This window comes from Aeromonas sobria, assembly GCF_050266975.1.
GTDB lineage: Bacteria > Pseudomonadota > Gammaproteobacteria > Enterobacterales > Aeromonadaceae > Aeromonas > Aeromonas sobria_B.
The window spans coordinates 106,399-123,688 of record NZ_JBKISU010000004.1 but is presented as its reverse complement, the minus strand read 5'-3'; the positions used below and the strand labels follow the sequence as shown (position 1 = coordinate 123,688).

16 protein-coding genes are annotated in these 17,290 nt (G+C 62.5%); 8 read left to right on the top strand and 8 right to left on the bottom strand.

Features of this window, described 5'->3' with window-relative positions; genetic code table 11:
- Positions 1-37 precede the first annotated feature (37 nt).
- From ACLHZ1_RS03730 to mutT, 8 genes are all read left to right on the top strand, one after another.
- A complete protein-coding gene (locus ACLHZ1_RS03730) occupies positions 38-790 on the top strand; it encodes a cell division protein FtsQ/DivIB (RefSeq protein WP_427261031.1) in 753 nt (250 codons plus the stop codon).
- Positions 771-2,030 (top strand): cell division protein FtsA, encoded by a 1,260-nt coding sequence (ftsA, locus tag ACLHZ1_RS03725; RefSeq protein ID WP_042001690.1) that lies wholly within the window; start codon positions 771-773, stop codon positions 2,028-2,030. Before ACLHZ1_RS03730 ends, ftsA begins: the two co-directional genes overlap by 20 nt.
- Before the next feature lie 40 nt (positions 2,031-2,070).
- Entirely contained in the window at positions 2,071-3,222 is a 1,152-nt protein-coding gene (gene ftsZ / locus ACLHZ1_RS03720) for a cell division protein FtsZ (RefSeq protein ID WP_042001693.1), read from the top strand.
- Between the two features lie 95 nt (positions 3,223-3,317).
- A complete protein-coding gene (lpxC, locus tag ACLHZ1_RS03715; protein ID WP_427261030.1) occupies positions 3,318-4,241 on the top strand; it encodes a UDP-3-O-acyl-N-acetylglucosamine deacetylase in 924 nt (307 codons plus the stop codon).
- A gap of 140 nt (positions 4,242-4,381) precedes the next feature.
- Complete coding sequence (locus tag ACLHZ1_RS03710; protein ID WP_427261029.1) at positions 4,382-5,287, top strand: M23 family metallopeptidase; 906 nt, start codon at positions 4,382-4,384, stop codon at positions 5,285-5,287.
- 57 nt (positions 5,288-5,344) lie between these two features.
- Positions 5,345-8,065, top strand: a complete 2,721-nt coding sequence (gene secA / locus ACLHZ1_RS03705; protein WP_427261028.1) for a preprotein translocase subunit SecA — start codon at positions 5,345-5,347, stop codon at positions 8,063-8,065.
- A gap of 74 nt (positions 8,066-8,139) precedes the next feature.
- Positions 8,140-9,324 carry a tetratricopeptide repeat protein gene (locus ACLHZ1_RS03700; protein WP_427261027.1) on the top strand — a complete coding sequence of 395 codons (1,185 nt, stop codon included), beginning with the start codon at positions 8,140-8,142 and terminating at the stop codon, positions 9,322-9,324.
- 8 nt (positions 9,325-9,332) lie between these two features.
- Positions 9,333-9,740 carry an 8-oxo-dGTP diphosphatase MutT gene (gene mutT, locus ACLHZ1_RS03695; protein WP_042001705.1) on the top strand — a complete coding sequence of 136 codons (408 nt, stop codon included), beginning with the start codon at positions 9,333-9,335 and terminating at the stop codon, positions 9,738-9,740.
- 42 nt (positions 9,741-9,782) lie between these two features.
- Here the strand turns inward: mutT and yacG are convergent, their stop codons facing one another.
- From yacG to nadC, 8 genes are all read right to left on the bottom strand, one after another.
- Positions 9,783-9,977, bottom strand: a complete 195-nt coding sequence (yacG, locus tag ACLHZ1_RS03690) for a DNA gyrase inhibitor YacG (protein WP_427261026.1) — start codon at positions 9,975-9,977, stop codon at positions 9,783-9,785.
- 61 nt (positions 9,978-10,038) lie between these two features.
- Entirely contained in the window at positions 10,039-10,761 is a 723-nt protein-coding gene (zapD, locus tag ACLHZ1_RS03685; protein WP_408793886.1) for a cell division protein ZapD, read from the bottom strand.
- Between the two features lie 37 nt (positions 10,762-10,798).
- Entirely contained in the window at positions 10,799-11,413 is a 615-nt protein-coding gene (gene coaE, locus ACLHZ1_RS03680) for a dephospho-CoA kinase (RefSeq protein ID WP_427261025.1), read from the bottom strand.
- Between the two features lie 66 nt (positions 11,414-11,479).
- Complete coding sequence (locus tag ACLHZ1_RS03675; RefSeq protein ID WP_427261024.1) at positions 11,480-12,352, bottom strand: prepilin peptidase; 873 nt, start codon at positions 12,350-12,352, stop codon at positions 11,480-11,482.
- A 70-nt stretch (positions 12,353-12,422) separates the two neighbouring features.
- Positions 12,423-13,664 carry a type II secretion system F family protein gene (locus ACLHZ1_RS03670; RefSeq protein ID WP_427261023.1) on the bottom strand — a complete coding sequence of 414 codons (1,242 nt, stop codon included), beginning with the start codon at positions 13,662-13,664 and terminating at the stop codon, positions 12,423-12,425.
- 46 nt (positions 13,665-13,710) lie between these two features.
- A complete protein-coding gene (gene tapB, locus ACLHZ1_RS03665) occupies positions 13,711-15,417 on the bottom strand; it encodes a PilB family type IVa pilus assembly ATPase TapB (RefSeq protein ID WP_427261022.1) in 1,707 nt (568 codons plus the stop codon).
- Positions 15,417-15,869, bottom strand: coding sequence for a pilin (locus tag ACLHZ1_RS03660; RefSeq protein WP_427261021.1), 453 nt, complete (start codon positions 15,867-15,869; stop codon positions 15,417-15,419). Before ACLHZ1_RS03660 ends, tapB begins: the two co-directional genes overlap by 1 nt.
- Before the next feature lie 549 nt (positions 15,870-16,418).
- A complete protein-coding gene (gene nadC / locus ACLHZ1_RS03655) occupies positions 16,419-17,288 on the bottom strand; it encodes a carboxylating nicotinate-nucleotide diphosphorylase (RefSeq protein WP_427261020.1) in 870 nt (289 codons plus the stop codon).
- Between the last annotated feature and the right edge of the window lie 2 nt (positions 17,289-17,290).

The following is a 17,290-nucleotide window of genomic DNA, read 5'->3' as shown; positions in this document are numbered from 1 at the left end:
GCAGGCGGCCTGGCCGCGTTTTACGGGGATATGACGGGTGGAGGCAAGGGCACAAGGGCGCACCAAGGGTGGCTTCATCATAGGGGTCATGTTTTTCCTCCTGGTGATGATGGGGCTCTACCAGAGTGCGCTGGATGTTAAAGAGTGGCTGACAGATGCCAACCGGTTGCCCATCAGTGCCTTGCTGGTACAGGGGCAACACCAATATATCAAGGCGGAGGAGTTGCGCAGCGCCGTGCTCGATGGCGATGCGCCGCGCAACTTCTTCGAGCTGGATGTGAATGAACTGCAGGAGCGCTTGACGGCCCTGCCCTGGGTAGCCCAGGTGTCGGTACGCAAGAAGTGGCCAGACAAGATCAAGGTCTACCTCACCGAGCAGGCGGTGGCGGCCCGCTGGAACGGCAACCGCTTCGTCAATGCCAAGGGGGAGGTGTTCAGCGCCCCCAACAGGGTGAAGAGCCCCTTGATGCAGCTGTCCGGTCCGGATGACCAGGCGGCCAAGGTACTGGAGACCAGCCGTCAGTTTGAGGCGCAGCTGGCAGAGCGTGGCTACCAGCTGGAGGCGGTCAATCTGACCCCCCGTTACGGCTGGGAGCTGACGCTGGATAACAATATTCAACTGTTTGTGGGGCGCTCGGATATGGCGCTCCGTCTGCAGCGATTTATCGATGTCTTCCCTGTCATCGAACCCCGTGAGCAAGTGGCTTATGTGGACCTTCGATACGACACCGGGATGGCGGTTGGCTGGAAGAAGAACGAAGAGAAAGCGCATGACCAAAACCGCAGATAGAAATCTGATTGTTGGGCTGGATATCGGCACTACCAAGGTGGCGGTTCTGGTGGGAGAAGTGCTGCCGGACGGTGAGCTGAATGTCATCGGCATGGGCAGCCATACCTCCCGCGGCATGGACAAGGGCGGGGTCAACGATCTGGATTCCGTGGTCAAGTCCCTGCGCCGTGCGGTGGAAGAGGCCGAGATGATGGCAGACTGCCAGATAAGCTCCGTCTATCTGGGGCTGTCCGGCAAGCACATCGATTGCCGCAACGAGACCGGCATGGTGCCCATCTCCGACGAGGAGGTGACCCAGGAGGACGTGGACAACGTCATCCATACCGCCAAGTCGGTGCGTCTGTCTGACGAACTGCGGGTGCTGCACGTGCTGCCCCAGGAGTTCGCCATCGACTATCAGGAGGGTATCAAGAACCCGGTCGGTCTGTCCGGGGTGCGGATGGCCGCCAAGGTGCACCTGATCACCTGCCACAACGACATGGCTCGCAACATCGAGAAATGTGTGGAGAAGGTGGGCTTGCGGGTGGATCAGCTGATCTTCTCGGCCCTGGCCTCCAGCTATGCGGTGCTGACCGAAGACGAGAAAGAGCTGGGTGTCTGCGTGGTGGACATAGGTGGCGGCACCATGGACATGTCGCTGTTTACCGGCGGTGCCCTGCGTCACACCAAGGTGATCCCATACGCCGGCAGCACTGTCACCAGCGACATCGCCTACGCCTTCGGCACGCCGCCCCTGGACGCCGAGGCCATCAAGGTGCGCTACGGCTGCGCCCTCGGCCGTCTGGTGAGCAAGGAAGACAACATAGAGGTGCCCAGCGTCGGCGGACGCCCGGCCCGCAGTCTGCAACGGCAGACCCTGGCCGAGGTGATCGAGCCCCGCTACACCGAGCTGCTCTCCATGATCAATGACGAGCTGGTGAAGGTGCAGAGTGAATTGAAACAGCAGGGGGTCAAGCATCAGCTGGCCGCCGGCGTAGTACTGACAGGCGGTGCTGCCCAGATCGAAGGCATAGTGGAGTGCGCAGAGCAGTTGTTCCAGTGCCAGGTCCGGGTCGGTGAACCCATGAATGTGCGCGGATTGAGCGATTACGTGCAGGCGCCAGTCTACTCGACCGCGGTCGGGTTGCTGCAATACGGCCGTACCCATCAATCCACAGGCAGTAGCAACGATTACACCGCCAAGGCAAGCGTCGGTGGGCTGGTCAAACGGGTCAGCAACTGGTTGCGCGGCGAGTTCTAAAAGATTTTGCTGAGTCAGGCAAATAAAGCGGAGAGACAACATGTTTGAATTTATGGATAGCCACACGGACGAAGCCGTCATCAAGGTGATTGGCGTGGGTGGCGGCGGTGGTAACGCCGTCGAACACATGGTTCGTCAAAACATCGAGGGTGTTGAGTTCATTACCGTCAACACCGACGCCCAGGCACTGCGCAACTCCAGTGCCAACACCACATTGCAGATCGGCGGTGGCATCACCAAGGGTCTGGGTGCCGGGGCCAACCCGGAAGTGGGTCGCGATGCCGCCATGGAAGACAGGGAAGCGCTGCGTGAGCTGCTGACCGGTTCAGACATGGTGTTCATCGCCGCCGGCATGGGGGGCGGTACAGGTACCGGCGCCGCCCCCATCGTGGCCGAGGTGGCCCGCGAGATGGGCATACTGACCGTTGCCGTCGTGACCAAGCCGTTCTCCTTCGAAGGGAAGAAGCGGATGGGCTTCGCCGCCCACGGTATCGAGGAGCTGTCCAAGAACGTCGACTCCCTGATCACCATCCCCAACGACAAGCTGCTGAAGGTGCTGGGTCGCGGCATCTCCCTGCTGGACGCCTTCAAGGCGGCCAACGACGTGCTGTTGGGCGCGGTGCAGGGCATTGCGGAGCTGATCACCCGTCCTGGCCTCATCAACGTCGACTTCGCGGACGTGCGTACCGTGATGCGCGAGATGGGCACCGCCATGATGGGGACGGGTTCCGCCTCCGGTGACGATCGCGCCGAGGAAGCGGCCGAGAAGGCCATCTCCAGCCCGCTGCTGGAAGACGTGGATCTGGCCGGTGCCCGTGGCATCCTGGTCAACATCACCGCCGGCATGGACATGACCATCGAAGAGTTCGAGACCGTGGGCAACGCGGTCAAGGCCTTCGCCTCCGAGAACGCCACCGTGGTGGTGGGTACTGTAATCGACCCGGAAATGCAGGACGAACTGCGGGTGACCGTGGTGGCGACCGGTATCGGTGCCGAGCGCAAGAGCGACATCACGCTCGTAAAAAACAACATGGTCCAAGAGCGTCCGGCCCGTCAGCCCCTGATCAGCGAAGCCCTGCAGTCTCGCGTGATGGAAGAGGCCCCGGCCAAGGTGGTGAACGCCGAGCCGCAAGCTCGTCGCGAACCGGATTATCTGGATATTCCGGCTTTCCTGCGCAAGCAGGCAGACTAAGCCTCTAACGAGGCTGGTTTGTTTGTTGTTTAAGGAATGTGCTAAGATGGCCCGTCAACGACCATCTGGTCCGGAATTTAGCTGTGGATACGCCCATGATTAGACAAAGAACCTTGAAAACGAGTGTCCAGGCCACTGGTGTAGGCCTGCATTCGGGCCGGAAAGTCACGATGACGTTCCGTCCGGCACCTGTGAACACAGGGATCGTTTACTTGCGTACCGATCTGAATCCTGTGGTTGCGCTGCCAGCCAATGCCGACCAGGTGCGTGATACCGTACTCTGTACCGCTCTGGTCAATGAGGCCGGTGTGCGTGTCTCCACCATAGAGCACCTCTCCGCTGCCCTGGCCGGGATGGGGATCGACAACCTCTACGTCGAGGTTGATGCCCCCGAAATTCCGGTGATGGACGGCAGTGCACACCCCTTCATCTACCTGCTGCAGGAAGTCGGGATCCGTGAACAGAATGCGCCCAAGCAGTTCGTGCGGATCAAGCAGAGCATCCGGGTGGAAGACGGCGACAAGTGGGCGGAATTCCACCCCTATCGCAACGGCTTCAAAATGGATCTCGAGATCGACTTCCAGCATCCGGTGTTCGAAGGCCGCAACCAGCGTTGCGTACTGGACTTCTCCGGCGCCTCTTTCGTCAAAGAGATCAGCCGGGCCCGTACCTTCGGCTTCATGCGCGACATCGAGTACCTGCGTTCCCAGAACCTGGCTCTGGGCGGCAGCCTGGAAAACGCCGTGGTGCTGGATGACTATCGGGTGCTGAACGAAGATGGTCTGCGCTACGAGGACGAGTTCGTCAAACACAAGATGCTGGATGCCATCGGTGATCTGTACATGTGCAACCGCAGCATCATCGGCGAATTTCGCGCCTACAAGACGGGCCATGCCCTGAACAACAAGCTGCTGCGTGCCCTGCTGGTCCAGCAGGAGGCATGGGAACTGGTGACCTTCGAGGCGGAGGGCGACAAAGCGCCCATCGCTTACTACGACAACGGTCTGGTTCTGGCCTGATAGCTGTGCAACAGGACGTCGGTCTCCTCTCCGCGCCGACGTCCTGTCATTTGTTTATTCCATCCTTTAATACCGATTATCTCCCGGTTTTATTGCCCGTGCAGGCTGCTGGCCTCACCTGACCGAGAAGACAGATTTCTATGAGCATTACCCTGATCCTCAATGGCAAGCAGCGGCGCAAGCTGCACTTCCCCAAACAGCGTCTGGCCTGGGTCGGCGGTTTATTCTTTTCCACCCTGATGCTGGCAGGCGTGCTGCTGTGGCAGAGCTGGCACCAGAAGATGGCGGCCCTCGAGCTAGCACTGGCCCAGGCCGAGCAGCAACAGGTGACCCAGACCACCGAACAGGCCCGCGAGCAACTCGCCATGCTGGCGGCTCAGGTCGGCACCATGCAGGGTCAGCTCGGCCGGCTCAATGCCCTCGGCGAGCGCCTGACCGAACAGGCGGATCTCGATCCGGACGAATTCAATTTCAAAGAGCTGCCTCCCATGGGCGGCCCCTCCTATGATGCCGATCTCGAAGTGAACCTGGATGAGCTGCAAAGCTCCATGGCCCACCTCAGCAAACAGCTCAGCAGCCGCGAAGAACAGCTGTCGGTACTTGAATCCTTCGTGCTCAATCACCATATCACTGACGCGGGCTTCATCTCCGGCTCGCCGGTGCAGCAGGAGCGGGTCTGGATCAGCTCTGGCTTTGGTGGCCGGGTCGATCCGTTCAACGGCCGCGCCAAGATGCACAAGGGTGTGGATTTTCGTGGCAAGCCGGGCACCCCCATACTGGCGACCGGCAAGGGGATCGTCAGCTGGGCAGGACGCCACCCGGAATTTGGCAACATGGTCGAGGTCAATCACGGCAACGGCCTGGTGACTCGTTATGCCCACAACGCCAAGCTGCTGGTGGAAGTGGGCACGCTAGTCGATCAGGGCCAGAAGATAGCCCTGATGGGACGCACCGGTCGCGCGACCGGGGTCCATTTGCATTACGAAGTGTTGAAAGATGGTCGTCAGGTCAACCCCAGTCGATTTCTCAATGCCAGACGGGGTTAGGTTTTTTTCTCTCCAGTTCCAGTGACGGAACCTTATAACCAGAAATAGTTGGTACCCATGATTAGCACACTGCTTACCAAGATTATCGGCAGCCGGAACGACAGAACGCTCAAGGCTTTGCGCAAAATTGTAAAACAGATCAATGCGATGGAGCCTCAGTTCGAGGCGCTGTCCGATGCCGAGCTGCAGGCCAAGACGGCCGAATACCGTCAGCGCCTGGAGCAGGGTGAGACCCTGGAGCAGCTGTTGCCGGAAGCCTTCGCCACGGTGCGCGAGGCGTCTCGCCGGGTGTTCGGCATGCGTCACTTCGATGTCCAGCTGATCGGTGGCATGGTGCTCAACTCCAACCGCATCGCCGAGATGAAGACGGGTGAAGGCAAGACCCTCACCGCGACCCTGCCGGCCTACCTGAATGCCCTGACCGGTCGCGGTGTGCACGTGGTGACGGTGAACGACTATCTGGCCAAGCGTGATGCGGAGGCGAACCGCCCCCTGTTCACCTTCCTCGGCCTGACCGTGGACTGCAACGTGCCCGGCATGGATGCGTCCCAGAAGCGCGACGCCTATGCCGCCGACATCACCTACGGTACCAACAACGAATTCGGCTTCGACTACCTGCGCGACAACATGGCGTTCTCGCCCGAGCAGCGGGTGCAGCGTCCGCTCAACTACGCCCTGGTGGATGAGGTGGATTCCGTGCTCATCGATGAGGCGCGCACCCCGCTCATCATCTCCGGCCCGGCGGAGGACAGCTCCGCCATGTATATCCAGATCAACAAGCTGATCCCGCTGCTGGTCAAGCAGGACAAGGAAGATTCGGAAGAGTACACCGGCGACGGCCACTACACGGTGGACGAGAAGAACCGCCAGGCGCTGCTGACCGAGAACGGCCAGATCTTCGTGGAAGAGCTGCTCAAGAAGGAAGGCTTGCTGGCCGAGGAGGACTCCCTGTTCTCCGCCACCAACATCAGCCTGCTGCACCACGTCAACGCCGGTCTGCGGGCCCACACCCTGTTCGAGCGCAACGTCGACTACATCGTCCAGAAGGACGAGATCGTCATCGTCGACGAGCATACCGGCCGTACCATGCCGGGTCGTCGCTGGTCCGACGGCCTGCACCAGGCGGTGGAGGCGAAGGAAGGGGTCAAGATCCAGAACGAGAACCAGACCCTGGCCTCCATCACCTTCCAGAACTACTTCCGTCTGTACGACAAGCTGGCGGGCATGACGGGGACGGCGGATACCGAAGCCTTCGAATTCCAGCAGATCTATGGCCTGGATACCGTGGTCATTCCGACCAACCGTCCCATGGTGCGCAAGGACATGGGCGATCTGGTCTATCTGACGGCGCAAGAAAAGTATGCCGCCATCGTCGAAGACATCCGTGGCTGCGTCGAGCGCGGCCAGCCGGTGCTGGTGGGGACCGTCTCCATCGAGAACTCCGAGCTGCTGTCCGGCATCCTGACCAGGGAGAAGATCCCCCACAAGGTGCTGAACGCCAAGTTCCACGCCATGGAGGCGGAGATCGTCGCCCAGGCGGGCCAGACCGGCGCCGTCACCATCGCCACCAACATGGCCGGTCGGGGTACCGATATCGTGCTGGGGGGCAACTGGCAGGCGGAGATAGCCGCGCTGGAGTCTCCGAGCGAGGCACAGGTCAACGAGATCAAGGCCGCCTGGAAGCTGCGTCATGACGCCGTGCTCGAGGCCGGTGGTCTGCACATCATCGGCACCGAGCGTCACGAATCGCGCCGGATCGACAACCAGCTGCGCGGCCGCTCCGGTCGTCAGGGTGACCCGGGCTCCTCCCGTTTCTATCTCTCCATGGAAGATCAGCTGATGCGGATCTTCGCCTCCGACCGCGTCACCGGCATGATGAAGAAGCTGGGCATGGAAGAGGGCGAGGCCATCGAGCACCCCTGGGTGACCAAGGCCATCGAGAACGCCCAGCGCAAGGTGGAGGGTCGCAACTTCGACATCCGCAAGAATCTGCTGGAATTCGATGACGTGGCCAACGATCAGCGCAAGGTGGTCTACGAGCAGCGCAACGAACTGCTGGAGACCAACGACATCTCCGAGACCATCCGCATCATCCGTGACGACGTCTATGGCGCCGTCATCGACGAATACATCCCGCCCCAGTCCCTGGAAGAGATGTGGGACGTGCCGGGCCTGGAGACCCGCCTGGCCTCTGACTTTGGCCTGGTCCTGCCCATCCAGCAGTGGCTGGCGGCGGATGACAAGCTGTATGAAGAGAAGCTGCGCGAGCGCATCCTGGAAGAGGCGGCCAAGCTCTACGCCCGCAAGGAAGAGCTGGTCGGCTTCGAGGTGCTGCGCAACTTCGAGAAGGCGGTGATGCTGCAGACCCTGGATGGCCTGTGGAAGGAGCATCTGGCGGCCATGGATCACCTGCGTCAGGGCATCCATCTGCGCGGCTACGCCCAGAAGAACCCCAAGCAGGAGTACAAGCGCGAGTCCTTCGACTTGTTCACCCAGATGCTGGAGACCCTCAAGCGCGACGTGGTCAGCATCCTGAGCCGAGTCCAGGTGCAGGAGCGCGACGTGGAAGCCCTGGAAGAGCAGCAGCGCCAGCAGGCACAAGCCGCTCCCCGCACCTACACCCATGCCAGCGCCGGGGATCCGCTGGCGGAGGAAGGGGCCGAGGAGGGGGATGCCAGGACCACCTTCGTGCGCGACGAGCAGAAGATAGGTCGCAACGACCCCTGCCCCTGTGGTTCGGGTAAAAAATACAAGCACTGTCACGGTCAGTTGACCTGATCGCGCTATGCTGATGAATGCACCGCCTCCGGGCGGTGCATTCATTTGAGGGTCAGCAAGGAGGAGGGCTGAGGATGAGCAAACTGCCGACGGGATGGGACGGGGAGGCGCAGGCCGACTGGCTGCGGGGCCATCGCCAGGAGGCGATCCAGCGGGTATTGGCACGGCTGAACGAGGAGCCGCTCAAACCGGTTCCCCTGCAACTGCAGTTTGCCTATTACCTCTTCCTGTCCGGGGATCCGGCCTCGGCCGCCCAGGTGCTGGCCCTGGCCCATCAGGCCGCCCCCGACAACGACGAGGTGCTGCACAATTTCTGTGTCTGCCTGTCGCGCTCGGGCCAGCATGAGAGGGCGGTGGCGCACCTGACCGAACTGGCGGTGCGCGAACCGGATGATTATCTGGTCCATGACGGGCTTTGCACCTCCCTTGCCAAGCTCGGACGCCATGAAGAGGCGGCGCAAGCGGGGACCCGGGCACTGTGTCTCAAGGATGAGGCCGTCTCGCAGCCCGTCGAGGGGTGGGCGCTGCCGGCAGAGGGGCCGGACGCCTGGCTGGCCGGGCAGGGCGACAAGCCCTTGGTCATCGCCTTCTCCCTGTGGGGCAGGCAGGCCCGTTACTTGCGGGGTGCGCTCGACAACGTGTTGGCCGCCCCCTACCTCTACCCCGGCTGGCGGCTGCGCTTCTACGTCGATGAGAGCGTGCCGGCGGAGCTGCTGAGCTGCCTGCAGGAGCAGGGCGCCGAGATCAAGGTGCAGCCCGATGGCCAGTCCCTGCGCCAGCGTCTGTGCTGGCGTTTTCAGGTGGCCAATGATCCCGGGGTTGGCCGCTTCCTGGTGCGGGACGTGGACTCGGTGCCGAGCGTGCGCGAGCGGGTCGCCGTCGATGGCTGGCTTGCATCGGGGCGCTGGTTTCATATCATGCGTGACTGGTGGAGCCACACCGATCTGGTGCTGGCGGGCATGTGGGGCGGGGTGGCCGGGGTGTTGCCGCCCCTGGCGCCCCTGCTCGAGGCGTATCGCCCCGGCGTCATGGAGACGCCCAATATCGACCAGTGGTTCCTGCGGGACTGTCTGTGGCGCTATCTGCGCCAGAGCAGCCTGATCCAGGATCGCTGCTTCAGCCCCCCGGGGGCCCAACCATGGCCACTGCCCGCCCCGGAGGGGAGCGAGCATGTGGGTCAGGATATGTTCACGGCGCAGAGGGAGCGCCAGGCCCGGCGCCTGGCCCCCTGGATCGCCAGGTTGTCGTGCTTAGGTTGAGGATTGAGATGGAACAGAAGAAGCGGATATGGGTGGCGGTCGGCGTCATCGAGAACGAGCGGGGCGACATCTTCATCGCCAAGCGCTCCTCGGATCGCCACCAGGGGGATCGCTGGGAGTTCCCGGGGGGCAAGGTGGAGGCGGGAGAGGATCTGCTGGCGGCCCTGGACAGGGAGCTGTGGGAGGAGATCGGCATCCGGGTCGAGGATTGCGCCCCCTTCATGGAGCTCCATCACGACTACCCGGAGAAGCAGGTGCTGCTGGATATCTGGAAGGTGACCCGCTTTCGCGGCGAGCCGTTTGGCAAGGAGGGTCAGGAGTGCCGCTGGGTACCGCTGGCCGAACTGGCCGAGTACCAGTTCCCCGATGCCAACGGCCCCATAGTCGCGCGGCTGCAGGGCGCGGCGAGAGGGTGAAACAAAAAAGGGCCATGGGCCCTTTTTTGTGGTCGGCAGTGCTTAGCGCCACTCCTCTCCGGCATCCGGGTCCGGCAGCAGATCCGGGTTGATCTCCCCCGGGATCCGCTTCTCTTCATCGGCCCACTCACCGAGATCGATCAGCTGGCAGCGCTTGCTGCAGAAGGGACGAAACGGGCTCTGGGGCCCCCATTCCACTTGAGTTTGACAGATTGGGCAGTTGACCTTGGTGACCATGGGCTCCTCGGCAGACAAAAGATGAAGGAGAGCAGGCGGGAGCCGGGCTCCCGCCTGCGGTTTAGCAGCAGGCGAGCTGGAAGGGCACATCGCCTATGGGCTGATCCTGGGTCGGCAGGAAGCGCAGGGCGAAGCGATTCTTGTGGCCGCTCAGGGTGGGGTAGCACCCCATGGCGTGGGGCAGGCGGATGCGGATCAGCTCCGCATTCTCGGCCGTGTCCTGGAAGAAACCATTGCTGGCGACCCGATCGCTGAAGCTGGCCGCCTCGCGCCACAGCCGCAGCAGGAGGCCGATGGCGTTCATCAGCAGCTGGATGTCGCACAACCATTGCTCCATCTGCTGGTGGCGCAGGGAGGGCGGCGTGGTCAGCCAGTGGTGCAGCTGGGGGACATCGAAGGCACACAAGCCGCCCGGGATGGAGAAGCGCTGGCGAATGGAGCTGAGCAGCTTGTCCTCCTTCAGGCGGGAGCCGGGGCGCGCCGCCCCCAGCAGCTGGCGTGAGAGCTGGCTGCTCTCCTGCTGCATCTGCCGGATCTGTTCCAGATCGACACCGGGCAGCTCTGCCCAGTGGCCGAGCCGCTGGCTCAATCGCTCGAGATCCTTGATGAGATCCGAGCGCAGGTCTCCCCGCTCGAGCAGTTCCTGCAGATCGAACAACCCCTTGAAGAAGGCGATATGAGACCAGGGATGTTCGCTGGTCAGATTGTCGTGGATCTGGTTGAACAGCGCTTCCAGACGTAGATAGGTCCGGCTTTTTTCGTTGAGAGGGAAATCGTAAATCATGCCTAATCCTGGCCAGCCATAAACCGGCCTAGTGTACTCACACTTGCCTGGCTTGTTGAGAGGCAAATGCCAGATATGTCTGGTGCAGGGCCAAAATTCGCGCCCGCAGCGCCTCGGGGGCGCCATCCCGGTTCTCTATGATGTCGTCGGCGGCGGCCAGGCGTGCCATTCGACTCGCCTGGGCGGCGACGATGGCCTTGGCCTGCTCACGACTGACCCCGTCGCGTCGGCAGGTACGGGTGATCTGGGTCTCTTCATCCACGTCGACCACCAGGATCCGGTCGGCCATGGCGGTGAGGCGGTTCTCGACCAGCAGGGGCACCACCAGCAGGCAGTAGGGGGAGCGTGCCGCCGCGCACTGGCGCTGCATCTCCTGGCGAATGAGGGGGTGGAGCAGGGCATTGAGCCAGCCCTTGGCGTCGGGGTCGCTGAAGACCCGCTCGCGCAGTCTGCGCCTGTCCAGGCGCCCCTCCTCGTCGAGCACCCCGGCGCCGAAGTGCCGATGGATGGCCGCCAGGGCCGGCATGCCGGGCTCGACCACCTCGCGGGCGATCACATCGGCATCGATGATCGCTATGCCGAGCTCGGCAAACTGGTTGGCGACAGTGGTCTTGCCGCTGCCTATCCCGCCTGTGATGGCGACTACATACATGGGTTGGCCTCTCCCGTCGAAGTGGTCATGATGCTGGTTTGCCTAACATTGTGCCCCAGGACAGGGTCAGAGCACCATGCGCAGATACCAGGCGCCGATCTCGTTGCCCCAGAGCATCGCCACCCAGCCAGCGAGGGCGAGATAGGGGCCGAAGGGGATGGGGTTGCCGTGTTGATGGCGGCGCAGGACGATGAGGCCGAGCCCGACCAGGGCGCCGATCAGGGAGGAGAGCAGCAGGATGAGCGGCAAGGCCTGCCAGCCGAGCCAGGCCCCCAGGGCGGCCAGCAGCTTGAAATCCCCGTAGCCCATCCCCTCCTTGCCGGTCAGCAGCTTGAAGGCCCAATAGAGGCTCCACAGCACCAGGTAGCCAGCCATGGAGCCGATCACCGCATCGGCCAGGGGCACCCGTTGCCAGAGCAGATTGACCAGCAGACCGGCCCACAGCAGGGGCAGGGTGAGGGAGTCAGGCAGCAGCATCTTGTCCAGATCGATGAAGGTCAGGGCGACGAGCACCCAGGTCAGTAGCAGGCAGGCCAGCAACAGGGGCTCGGCGGGCAGGCGGCTTGCCACCACCACGGAGAGCAGGGCGGTCAGCAGCTCCACCAGGGGATAGCGCGCCGAGATGGGGGCGGCGCAGGCGCGGCAACGCCCCCTGAGCCAGAGCCAACTCAGCAGCGGGATGTTCTCCAGGGCGCCGATGGCGTGGCCGCAATGGGGGCAGCAGGAGCGGGGCACCATCAGGTTGTAGGGGGCCTGGGGCGGCGTTGCCTTCTCTGGCTCGAAGTAGCCCTGATACTCGGCCCGCCAGTCTCGCTCCAGCATGATGGGCAGGCGGTGGATCACCACATTGAGGAAGCTGCCTATGGTCAGGGAGAACAGAAACACCAGGGCAAGGTAGAGCCAGGGCAGGGCGGTCGCCAGTTCAGTCATGGATTGCATCGAGTCTCGAGTCAGGGGAAGCGAGTATATCATGGCAACCCGACCGACGAGGGGGGCTCGTCGGTCGGGGTCAGTGTATGACGGAGCCCAGCTTGAAGATGGGCAGGTACATGGCCACCACCATGCCACCCACCAGCACCCCCAGCACCACCATGATGATGGGTTCGAGCAGGCTGGTGAGACCGTCCACCAGGTCGTCCACCTCCTGCTCGAAGATGGTGGCCACCTTGGAGAGCATGTCGTCGATGGCGCCGGACTCCTCCCCTATCATCACCATCTGGATCACCATGTCGGGGAAGAGATCCACGGTGCGCATGGCGACGTTGATCTGCATGCCGGCCATCACCTCGTTGCGAATGGCCAGGATGGCGGAGCGATAGACATGGTTGCCCGAGGCCCCCGCCGCCGAGACCAGGGCATCGACCAGGGGGATGCCGGCGCTGAAGGTGGTGGAGAGGGTGCGGGCGAAGCGGGCCATGGCCGCCTTGTGCAGTATCATGCCGACCACGGGGATGGTCAGGATGAACTTGTCGGTGTTGTCGCGCACCTTCTGATAGCGGCGCCAGGCCCGCACATAGAGGAAGACGGCGAGGGCGATGCCCCCGAAGATGACATACCACCAATCCTGCATGAAGCGGGAAATGGCGATGACGAACTGGGTAAAGATGGGCAGCTCGGCACCGAAGCTCTTGAAGATGTCCTCGAACTGGGGGATGACGAACAGCAGCAGGATGGAGGTGACGACGATGGCCACCAGGATCACCATGGCGGGGTAGAACATGGCCTTCTTGATCTTCGACTTGAGCGCCTCGGCCTTCTCCCGGTAGGTGGCGATGCGGTCATAGATGGTCTCGAGCGCCCCTGAGTGTTCCCCCGCCTCCACCAGATCGCAGTAGAGATCGTCGAAGTGCCTGGGGTGCTGGCGCAGGGCCTCCGACATGGGGGTGCCGGTCTCGACGTCGCTGGCTATCTGGCCCATCAGGTCGCGCATCGCGACTTTCTCGTGACTGCGGGCGATGATCTGCAGGCTCTGCACCAGGGGGACGCCGGCGCTCAGCATGGTGGCGAGCTGGCGGCTCACCACGGCGATGTCCATGGGTTTGATCCTGGCCCCGCCCTTGGAGAAGAGGCCGCTGCTCTTCTTGCTGATCCGCGAGACGTTGACCCCCTGCTTGCGCAGTTCGGCCTTGACCATGCTGACGTGCTCGGCCTGGAGCTCTCCCGAGATCTCCTTGCCTTTGCGATTGACCCCTTTCCAGCGGAAGGTATGCACCTTGGCGGGGACATTGCGCTTCTTCGATAGGGTAGCCATCCTTGCATCCTTGCAATGAGGGCCGCCAGCGTGGCGGCGTGATGGGTCAGTTGGTAGTGATCCGGTTGATCTCGCTCAGGCTGGTGACGCCGAGGCGGGCCTTCTCCAGGCCCGATACCCGCAGGGTGCGCATCCCCTCCTCCTGGGCGATGGCGGCGATCTGCAACGAGTTCGCCCCCTGCATGATGAGTCTGGCAATGTTTTCCGACATCAGCAGGATTTCATAGATGCCGACTCGCCCCTTGTATCCCCCGGTACACTCCTTGCAGCCCTTGGGCTTGAACAGGCGGATCCCGGCGGCGACCTGCTGGACGCTGAACCCCAGGGTGAACAGCTCGGCTTCGGGGATGACCTCGGGCTCCTTGCAGTGATCGCACAGCTTGCGGGCGAGACGCTGGGCCATGATGAGGGTCACCGAGGAGGCGATGTTGAACGCGGGCACTCCCATGTTCATCATTCGAGTCAGGGTCTCGGCCGCCGAGTTGGTGTGCAGGGTGGAGAGCACCAGGTGGCCGGTCTGGGCCGCCTTGATGGCGATCTCGGCGGTCTCCAGATCCCGGATCTCACCCACCATGACGATGTCCGGATCCTGGCGCAGGAAGGAGCGCAGGGCACTGGCGAAGGTGAGCCCCGCCTTGGGGTTGACCTGCACCTGATTGACGCCGGGCAGGTTGATCTCCACCGGATCCTCCGCGGTGGAGATGTTGACCTCCAGGGTGTTGAGGATGTTGAGACCGGTATAGAGAGAGACCGTCTTGCCCGACCCCGTGGGGCCGGTCACCAGTATCATGCCCTGGGGCTTGCCAAGGGCGGTCAGGTATTGCTGCTTCTGGGCCTCATCGAAACCGAGCTGATCGATGTTGAGGCGCGCCGCCGAGGAATCGAGCAGGCGGATGACCACCTTCTCGCCCCACATGGTGGGCAGGGTGTTGACCCGCATGTCCATGGAGCGGTTGCGCGACAGCTTGAGTTTGATGCGGCCATCCTGGGGCAGGCGCCGCTCGGCGATATCGAGTCTGGCCATCACCTTGAGGCGGGCGGCGAAGCGATTGGCCAGCGTGACCGGCGGGGTGGCGGCCTCGTGCAAGATACCGTCGATGCGAAAGCGGATGCGGTACTTGAACTCATAGGGCTCGAAGTGCAGATCCGATGCACCCCGTCGGATGGCATCCATCAGTATCTTGTTGATGTATTTGACGATGGGGGCGTCGTCGTCGGCGGTGTTGACGTTCTCGTCGAGGCGACTGGCCTCGTCGGCCACCTCGAGGGCCGAGATCTCGGCCTCGTCGATCTCATCCATGCCCAGGGCATCGTGCTCGCTCTCCAGCAGCTTGGCGATGGCCTGGCTCAGCTTGTCCTCTTCGACCAGCAGGGCCTCGGTATGCAGGCCGAAGCTGAAGCCAAAGTCCTCCAGCGCTGCCACATTGGTGGGGTCGGACATGGCGATGTAGAGGGTGTGGCCCTGGGTGTAGATGGGCAGCACATGGTGCTTCTCGATCAGCTTCTGATTGAGGTATTTCTGCGGGATCTCGGCCAGATCGAAGGCGGCAAGGTCCAGCAGAGGTACCCCATACTCCAGCTCGCAGAACTCGGCCAGCGCCTTGCTGGCGAGGATCTGGTTCTCGATAAGATAGGTGACCAAGGACTTGCGCTGGGCGCGGGCCTGGCTCAGGTAGTGGTGTGAGTCGGACTCACTGATCAGGGAGGAAGCGGCCAGGCTCAGGGCCAGGCCGCTATGGGGGCTAGAGGTCATTAGTTGGGGCAGTAGCCATCGTTGGTTGCATTAGTGTCGCAAGTTATTGTCCAAACCATTGGCACGGAAGAACTGGCAGTTAGCTCTACGTAGTTAGAAGTGGTAAGGGGAGCCAATGTAGAGGCCGACCCAGAAGCTGGAGTGGCAACAGCGGATCTAATTACGGTATTAGAACCCGAGACGGGAGCTGTATACGTAAGGTTGACTCCTGCGTAGTCTCCTTCAGATGTAGGCATTCCATTACCGCTGTTGAGAGCACATTGACCTGGACCGTATGTTTGCATACATACCTCAACTGCGGTTTTCAATGAGCCAGTGGCTGTGACTAGTTGGGTCATTTTTGATTTCTTGGTATAGGTCTGATACGCCGGCAGAGCGATGGCGGCGAGAATGGCGACGATGGCCACGACTATCATCAGTTCGATCAGGGTAAAGCCGGTTTGCTTTCTCATCTTCAATATCCTTATTTCAAATGGGTCCTGATAACGCTGGCGGTGACCTCACCGCTGTTGGCAGCTTAGCCGAGCCATCGCACTTGGCAACAACGCAGTTCAGTTTAGTTGACGAGTCTCAACATAGTGATGCAAACGGATATAAATCAGGAGGTTAGAAGTCTCCTTTGGTTCCCTTTCATCCTGTCGGCTAGCCAGGTCGCTCCTTTTACCATGGGTGGGCCTTGCCTAAAGAAAAGGCCCCAATGGCATCTTTTGCAAGTCGCCCGTCATCGGGGGAGTGAGGGGGCGAGGGGAGGAGATGACGCTATGCGCGGGGGCACGGCTGCCGGCTGATGGGAAAAGAGGGGTGATGGTCGGGGGCACGGCTGCCGGCTGACGGGAAAAGAGGGGTGATGGTCGGGGGCACGGTTGCCGGCTGACGGGAAAAGAGGGGTGATGGTCGGGGGCACGGTTGCCGGCTGACGGGAGGAGAGGGCGCCTGGGTGTGCGGGCCTCATCCCGACGATATGGCGTATCGGGTGAGGCCGCGTCAGGCCGGGAGAGGGCTCAGATAAAGCGCATGGAGAGATCGAGCGCCCGGACATGCTTGGTCAGGGCGCCGACCGAGATGTAGTCCACCCCGGTGGCGGCGAACTCGGCCAGGGTGGCCAGGGTCACATTGCCGGAGACCTCCAGCCTGGCCCGGCGCTCGCCGCGACCGGCATTCAAGGCCACCGCCTCGCCCATCATGGGCACATCGAAGTTGTCCAGCATGATGATGTCGGCGCCCGCATCGAGGGCCTGAGCCAGCTCGGCCAGGGACTCGACTTCGACCTCGACCGGTTTGCCCGGGTTGAGGCGGCGAGCCTCGTCGACCGCCGCCACTATGCCGCCACAGGCCAGGATATGGTTCTCCTTGATGAGGTAGGCGTCATACAGGCCGATGCGATGGTTCTTGCCGCCGCCGCAGGTGACCGCGTATTTTTGGGCATCCCGCAGGCCGGGCAGGGTCTTGCGGGTGTCGAGCAGGCGGCACTGGGTGCCGGCCAGCTCGGCCACATAGCGGGCGGTGAGGGTGGCGACGCCGCTGAGGGTCTGCACGAAATTCAGGGCATTGCGCTCGCCGGCCAGCAGCACACGGGCCGGGCCATGGAGGCGGAACAGCTCCTGATCGGGGGAGAGCGGGTCTCCATCTTGCACCTTCCACTCCACCTTCACCTCGCCACCGAGCTGGGCGAACACCTCATCCACCCAGGCCTTGCCGCAGAAAACCCCGGCTTCCCGGGTGATGACGCGGGCACTGGCCTGGCGATCCGCCGGGATCAGCTGGGCCGTGATGTCGGCGCTGGCATCCGGCTGGTTCTGGGCGGTCAGCGCGCCCCCCAAATCTTCGAGTAACGCGGCGCGCACGGCGCGACTGATGTCCTGTTGTAACATGC

What these genes read in the sequence shown, in the direction of transcription:
- coaE (WP_427261025.1), bottom strand. Translation starts at nt 11,413, where the DNA reads ATGTATGTAGTCGCCATCACAGGCGGGATAGGCAGCGGCAAGACCACT.
- ftsA (WP_042001690.1), top strand. Translation starts at nt 771, where the DNA reads ATGACCAAAACCGCAGATAGAAATCTGATTGTTGGGCTGGATATCGGC.
- zapD (WP_408793886.1), bottom strand. Translation starts at nt 10,761, where the DNA reads ATGATTTACGATTTCCCTCTCAACGAAAAAAGCCGGACCTATCTACGT.
- yacG (WP_427261026.1), bottom strand. Translation starts at nt 9,977, where the DNA reads ATGGTCACCAAGGTCAACTGCCCAATCTGTCAAACTCAAGTGGAATGG.
- secA (WP_427261028.1), top strand. Translation starts at nt 5,345, where the DNA reads ATGATTAGCACACTGCTTACCAAGATTATCGGCAGCCGGAACGACAGA.
- ACLHZ1_RS03675 (WP_427261024.1), bottom strand. Translation starts at nt 12,352, where the DNA reads ATGCAATCCATGACTGAACTGGCGACCGCCCTGCCCTGGCTCTACCTT.
- ACLHZ1_RS03710 (WP_427261029.1), top strand. Translation starts at nt 4,382, where the DNA reads ATGAGCATTACCCTGATCCTCAATGGCAAGCAGCGGCGCAAGCTGCAC.
- tapB (WP_427261022.1), bottom strand. Translation starts at nt 15,417, where the DNA reads ATGACCTCTAGCCCCCATAGCGGCCTGGCCCTGAGCCTGGCCGCTTCC.
- nadC (WP_427261020.1), bottom strand. Translation starts at nt 17,288, where the DNA reads ATGTTACAACAGGACATCAGTCGCGCCGTGCGCGCCGCGTTACTCGAA.
- ACLHZ1_RS03660 (WP_427261021.1), bottom strand. Translation starts at nt 15,869, where the DNA reads ATGAGAAAGCAAACCGGCTTTACCCTGATCGAACTGATGATAGTCGTG.
- ftsZ (WP_042001693.1), top strand. Translation starts at nt 2,071, where the DNA reads ATGTTTGAATTTATGGATAGCCACACGGACGAAGCCGTCATCAAGGTG.
- ACLHZ1_RS03670 (WP_427261023.1), bottom strand. Translation starts at nt 13,664, where the DNA reads ATGGCTACCCTATCGAAGAAGCGCAATGTCCCCGCCAAGGTGCATACC.
- lpxC (WP_427261030.1), top strand. Translation starts at nt 3,318, where the DNA reads ATGATTAGACAAAGAACCTTGAAAACGAGTGTCCAGGCCACTGGTGTA.
- ACLHZ1_RS03700 (WP_427261027.1), top strand. Translation starts at nt 8,140, where the DNA reads ATGAGCAAACTGCCGACGGGATGGGACGGGGAGGCGCAGGCCGACTGG.
- mutT (WP_042001705.1), top strand. Translation starts at nt 9,333, where the DNA reads ATGGAACAGAAGAAGCGGATATGGGTGGCGGTCGGCGTCATCGAGAAC.